5 protein-coding genes are annotated in these 5,324 nt (G+C 70.4%); 4 read left to right on the forward strand and 1 reads right to left on the reverse strand.

Going from position 1 to position 5,324, the window contains the following annotated elements; translation table 11 throughout:
• Both BB334_RS15390 and BB334_RS15395 read left to right on the forward strand, forming a co-directional pair.
• A partial coding sequence (locus tag BB334_RS15390; RefSeq protein ID WP_068809488.1) for a 3-oxoadipyl-CoA thiolase occupies window positions 1-1,133 on the forward strand: 1,133 nt, incomplete at its 5' end.
• A gap of 26 nt (window positions 1,134-1,159) precedes the next feature.
• The gene (locus BB334_RS15395; protein ID WP_068809366.1) at window positions 1,160-2,197 is read left to right on the forward strand and encodes a zinc-binding dehydrogenase; all 1,038 of its coding nucleotides are present in this window, start codon (window positions 1,160-1,162) and stop codon (window positions 2,195-2,197) included.
• 42 nt (window positions 2,198-2,239) lie between these two features.
• Here the strand turns inward: BB334_RS15395 and BB334_RS15400 are convergent, their stop codons facing one another.
• Complete coding sequence (locus tag BB334_RS15400; protein WP_068809367.1) at window positions 2,240-3,358, reverse strand: AraC family transcriptional regulator; 1,119 nt, start codon at window positions 3,356-3,358, stop codon at window positions 2,240-2,242.
• Window positions 3,359-3,518: 160 nt separating this feature from the next.
• Between BB334_RS15400 and BB334_RS15405 the strand changes: the two genes are divergently transcribed.
• Entirely contained in the window at window positions 3,519-4,700 is a 1,182-nt protein-coding gene (locus BB334_RS15405) for an isovaleryl-CoA dehydrogenase (protein WP_068809368.1), read from the forward strand.
• A 15-nt stretch (window positions 4,701-4,715) separates the two neighbouring features.
• The coding region (locus tag BB334_RS17885; protein ID WP_332835036.1) for a carboxyl transferase domain-containing protein at window positions 4,716-5,324 on the forward strand (609 nt) is incomplete at its 3' end.

Here is a 5,324-nt window from a genome sequence, read left to right on the forward strand (position 1 = left end):
TCCGTCCCGACGACCTGGTCGCCACCGTGATGCGCGAACTCCTGGCCCGCTCCGCCTTCGAGGCCGCCGACGTCGAGGACGTCATCCTCGGCTGCGCCGCGCAAGCCGGCGAGGACAGCCGCAACGTCGCGCGCCATGCCGCGCTGCTCGCCGGCCTGCCGACCGAGGTCGCGGGCCAGACCGTGAATCGGCTGTGCGGCAGCGGCCTGGCGGCGGTGATCGACAGCGCGCGCGCGGTGAGCTGCGGCGAGGGCGAGCTCTACGTCGCGGGCGGCGTCGAGAGCATGAGCCGCGCGCCCTTCGTCGTCGCCAAGGCCGAGTCGGCCTGGAGCCGCGACTTCAAGGTGTTCGACACCACGATCGGCGCGCGCTTCCCGAATCCGCGCATCGTCGAGCAGTTCGGCAACGACAGCATGCCCGAGACCGGGGACAACATCGCCGCCGAGTTCGGCATCGACCGCGAGGCGGCCGACCGCTTCGCCGCCGCCTCGCAGGCGCGCTACGCGGCGGCAAAGGCTGACGGCTTCTACGCCGACGAGATCCTGCCGATCGAGGTGCCGACCGGCCGCCGCACGCCGCCGATCCTGGTGGCCGACGACGAGCATCCGCGGCCCGAGAGCAGCTTCGAGTCGCTGTCGGGGCTCAAGCCGCTGTTCGCCGGCGGCGTGGTCACCGCCGGCAATGCTTCCGGCATCAACGACGGCGCCGCCGCGCTGCTGGTGGGCAGTGCCGCGGCGGGCGAGCGCGCGGGCGCCAAGCCGATGGCGCGCATCCTCGCCGGCGCGGTCGCCGGGGTGGCGCCGCGCATCATGGGCGTCGGCCCCGCGTATGCGATCCCCAAGGCGCTGGCGCGCGCCGGCCTCACCCTGGCCGACATGGACGTGATCGAGATCAACGAGGCCTTCGCGCCCCAGGTGCTCGGCTGCCTCAGGCTGCTGGACGTGGCGTTCGACGATGCGCGCGTCAATCCGAACGGCGGCGCGATCGCGATCGGCCACCCGCTCGGCGCCTCGGGCGCGCGCATCGCACTGAGCGCGGCGCGCGAGCTGCACCGACGCCAGGGCCGCTATGCTGTGGTCAGCCTGTGCATCGGTGTCGGCCACGGCATCGCGATGGTGATCGAGCGCGTCTGAGGACGCAGGACAGGGGAGGAAAGCGAATGAAGGCAGTGTTCATTACCGGCCACGGCGGCAACGAGGTGGTCGAGGTCGGCGAGCGCGAGCGGCCCGCGCGCCGGCCGGGCGAAGTGCTCGTCCGCCTGCAGGCGGCGACCCTCAATCAGGTCGACCTCTACATGCGCAACAGCGGCGCGGGCATCAGCCATGCCCTGCCCCAGATCATGGGGGTGGATGGCGCGGGCATCGTCGACGAGGTCGATGCCGGCGAGACCCTGCTCGCACCCGGCCAGCGGGTCGTGCTGCACCCGGCCGTCTCCTGCGGCCGCTGCGAGTTCTGCGAGCGCGGCGAGAGCGTGCTGTGCACCCGCGTCCAGTGGCTCGGCGAGCATCGCGACGGCACCTTCGCGGAGTGGATCAGCGTGCCCGCCAGGAACGTGTTTCCGGTCCCGCCCGGCCTGAGCTTCGTGCAGGCCGCGGCGCTCGGCGTGAACCATCTCACCGCATGGCGGATGGTGTTCACCAAGGCGCGGCTTCAGCCCTGGGAGACGGTGCTGATCTTCGGCATCGGCGGCGGGGTCTCGCTCGCCGCGATGCAGCTGGCGAAGACGATCGGTGCGAGGGTGATCGTGACCTCGCGCGACGACGGCAAACTCGAGCGTGCGCTGGCGATGGGCGCCGATCACGGCATCAACGGCACGAAGCAGGACGTGGCGAAGGCGGTGATGGCCTATACGGGCGGGCGCGGCGTCGATGTCGTCATCGAGAACGTGGGCGAGGCGGTGTGGTCGGCGGCGATGAAATCCCTCGTGCGCGGCGGCCGCCTGGTGACTTGCGGCGCGACCTCGGGCGACCAGCCGCCGGCCGACCTGCGCCGCATCTTCATCCGCCAGCTGCAGATCCTCGGCTCCACCGGCGGCGACCTGTCGGAGTTCCGCAACCTGCTCGCCTTCGTCGAGCGCCATCGCATCGAGCCGATGATCGACAGCGCGTTCCCGCTCGAGCGCGCGCATGAAGCCTTGCGCCGGCTCGAGTCGGGCCAGCAGTTCGGCAAGGTCGCGCTCGAACTCGGGATCGACTGATCGCGGCGGGCGGTCGCGAACGACCGCCCGCATCCTTTCCGCTCAGCCTCGCGCCGAACCTTCCCCGGCAGCGGCGTCCCCGCTTCCCCCAGGCCCGGATCCGGCCGTGGGCGCGCCGGCGCCCGCCCTGAACGCGCTCGGCGCCGCCCCCGTCCATTCGCGGAACGCCCGGGCGAAACTCTTCTCGCTGTCGAAGCCCACCGCCGACGCGACCTGCTTCACCGGCTTGCGCGTCTGCAGCAGCAGCCTGATCGCACGCTCGCGCCGCGCCTCGTTCTTCAGTTGTTGCAGCGAAACCCCTTCCTCCTTCAGCTGCCGGTGCAGGGTCCGCACCGAGATGTTGAGTTTCCCGGCGACCGCCTCCGCGGTGTGGGCGGCCGACGGATCGGCGGCGAGCATCTGCGCCACGCTATGCACCAGCAGCCGGTCGCGGCGGTACTGCAGCACGGTGAGCGGCAGCGCGCGCTGCAGCATCGCCTGCAGCGCCTTCTCGTCGCGCCGCACCGGCAGCGCCAGGTAGCGGGCGTCGAAGGCCAGGCTGGCGGCGTCCGCCTCGAAGCGCACCGGGCCGTCGAAAAGGTAGCGATAGGCGTCGGCGTGCGGCGGGGCGGCGAAGGGCAGGGTGGTTTCGGCGAGCGCGATGCGCGAGTCGATCGCCCAGCAGGCGTAGCCGAGCAGGTAGCGCAGCGTGCTGACGAGGCAGAACTCGCGCAGCTCGCCGAGCGCCACGTTCTCGGTGACGCGGATCAGCGCGTTGCCGCGCTGCGGCGAGCGTGGCGGGACGAGCTCGAAAACGATGTCCTCGGTGAGCAGCCGGTGATGGCGGCACCAGCGCTTGAGCGCCACTTCCAGCGTCGGCGAGGTGAGCGAGGCCCGACACAGCATGCCGTAGCTGCCCCATGGCAGGCGGCGCGAGAACCAGGCGAGCGCTTCGTCGTCGAGCGCCTGCATCGCCACCCCCGACATCACCTCCATCTGCGCCGCGGTGACGCGCGCGTCGGGGTCGTCGAGGCGTTCTGGCGGGATCTGCGCCCGCTGCAGGGCGCTGGCCGGATCCATTCCCCGTCGGCGGTAGCCGAGGACGATCGCGCGGATGAACGCCATCGGCGTGGCGGCGCGGCCGCGGCTGAGCTCGGCGGGCGAGGGGGTGAGTATCGTCATCCCGAAAATCCTAGACCGCCTGGCACGAATTGCAACCTCGATGGCACTCGTCGGGCGGGCGGTGCGGCTAAGCTGCGTCGATCGCCGGGCAGGTGCCGACCATAATGGGTGTGCGCGCCGTGCCCGCTGCGCCAGGACAACCTCGAGAAGGAGACACCCCATGAACGTGCCCAGCCTGAACTTCAACCTCGGCGAGACCATCGACGCGCTGCGCGACACGCTGCAGTCCTTCTGCGCCGCGGAGATCGCCCCGCGCGCGGCCGAGATCGACCGCGTCAACGAGTTCCCCGCCGACCTGTGGAAGAAGCTCGGCGACCTCGGGGTGCACGGCATGACGGTGAGCGAGGAGTATGGCGGCACCGACATGGGCTACCTCGCCCACATCGTGGCGATGGAGGAGATCTCGCGCGCCTCGGCCTCGGTCGGCCTCTCCTACGGCGCCCACTCCAACCTGTGCATCAACCAGATCCGCCGCAACGGCACCGAGGAACAGAAGCGGAAGTATCTGCCGAAGCTGATCTCGGGCGATCACGTCGGCGCGCTGGCGATGTCCGAGCCCAACGCCGGCTCGGACGTGGTGTCGATGAAGCTGCGCGCCGACCGCAAGGGCGATCGTTTCGTGCTCAACGGCAGCAAGATGTGGATCACCAACGGCGGCGACGCCGACACCCTGGTGGTCTATGCCAAGACCGACATCGCCGCCGGCCCCAAGGGCATCACCGCCTTCATCATCGAGAAGGGCATGAAGGGCTTCACCTGCGGCACCCATCTCGACAAGCTCGGCATGCGCGGCTCCAACACCTTCCCGCTCTTCTTCGACGACGTCGAGGTGCCGCTCGAGAACGTGCTCGGCGGCGAGGCCAACATCGGCCGCGGCGTGCAGGTGCTCATGAGCGGCCTCGATTACGAGCGTGCGGTGCTCTCCGGCGGCCCGCTCGGCATCATGGCGGCGTGCATGGACGTGGTCGTGCCCTACCTGCACGAGCGCAAGCAGTTCGACACCCCGATCGGCGAGTTCCAGCTCATGCAGGGCAAGATCGCCGACATGTACTCCACCTGGAGCGCGTGCCGCGCCTACACCTATGCCGTCGGCCAGGCCTGCGATCGGACCGACCACGCGCGCAGCCTGCGCAAGGACGCCGCCGGCGTGATCCTCTACACCGCCGAGAAGGCCACCTGGATGGCGGGCGAGGCGATCCAGGCGCTGGGCGGCGTGGGCTACACCAACGACTACGCCGCCGGCCGCCTGTGGCGTGACGCCAAGCTGTACGAGATCGGCGCCGGCACCAGCGAGATCCGGCGCATGCTGATCGGTCGCGAACTCTTTTCCGAAACGCGTTGAGCGGAGCGTCCAGCGATGAGCGTCATCAAATCCAGCATCAACACCCGCAGCGAGGACTTCCAGAACAACGCGAAGACCATGCGCGGCCTGGTCGAGGACCTGCGCGCGAAGGCGACCCAGGTCGGCCTCGGCGGCGGCGAGGCGGCGCGTGCCAAGCACAGCGCGCGCGGCAAGCTGCTGCCGCGCGACCGCGTCAATCACCTGCTCGATCCGGGCACCCCCTTCCTCGAGGTGGGGCAGCTCGCCGCGCTCGGCATGTACGACGACGAGGCGCCGAGCGCCGGCGTCATCACCGGCATCGGCCGGGTGAAGGGCATCGAGTGCATGATCGTGGCCAATGACGCCACGGTGAAGGGCGGGACCTACTACCCGATGACGGTGAAGAAGCACCTGCGCGCGCAGGAGATCGCCGAGCAGAACAACCTGCCCTGCATCTACCTGGTCGACTCGGGCGGCGCCTTCCTGCCGCGGCAGGACGAGGTCTTCCCCGATCGCGACCACTTCGGCCGCATCTTCTACAACCAGGCCAACATGTCGGCCAAGGGCATCCCGCAGGTCGCGGTGGTGATGGGCTCGTGCACCGCCGGCGGCGCCTACGTGCCGGCGATGTCGGACGAGACCATC

The organism is Thauera phenolivorans (assembly GCF_001696715.1).
Classification (GTDB): Bacteria; Pseudomonadota; Gammaproteobacteria; order Burkholderiales; family Rhodocyclaceae; genus Thauera; species Thauera phenolivorans.

Excerpts from the sequence above, each read along its gene's own strand:
- BB334_RS15400 (WP_068809367.1), bottom strand. The coding sequence starts at position 3,358 with ATGACGATACTCACCCCCTCGCCCGCCGAGCTCAGCCGCGGCCGCGCC.
- BB334_RS15395 (WP_068809366.1), top strand. The coding sequence starts at position 1,160 with ATGAAGGCAGTGTTCATTACCGGCCACGGCGGCAACGAGGTGGTCGAG.
- BB334_RS15405 (WP_068809368.1), top strand. The coding sequence starts at position 3,519 with ATGAACGTGCCCAGCCTGAACTTCAACCTCGGCGAGACCATCGACGCG.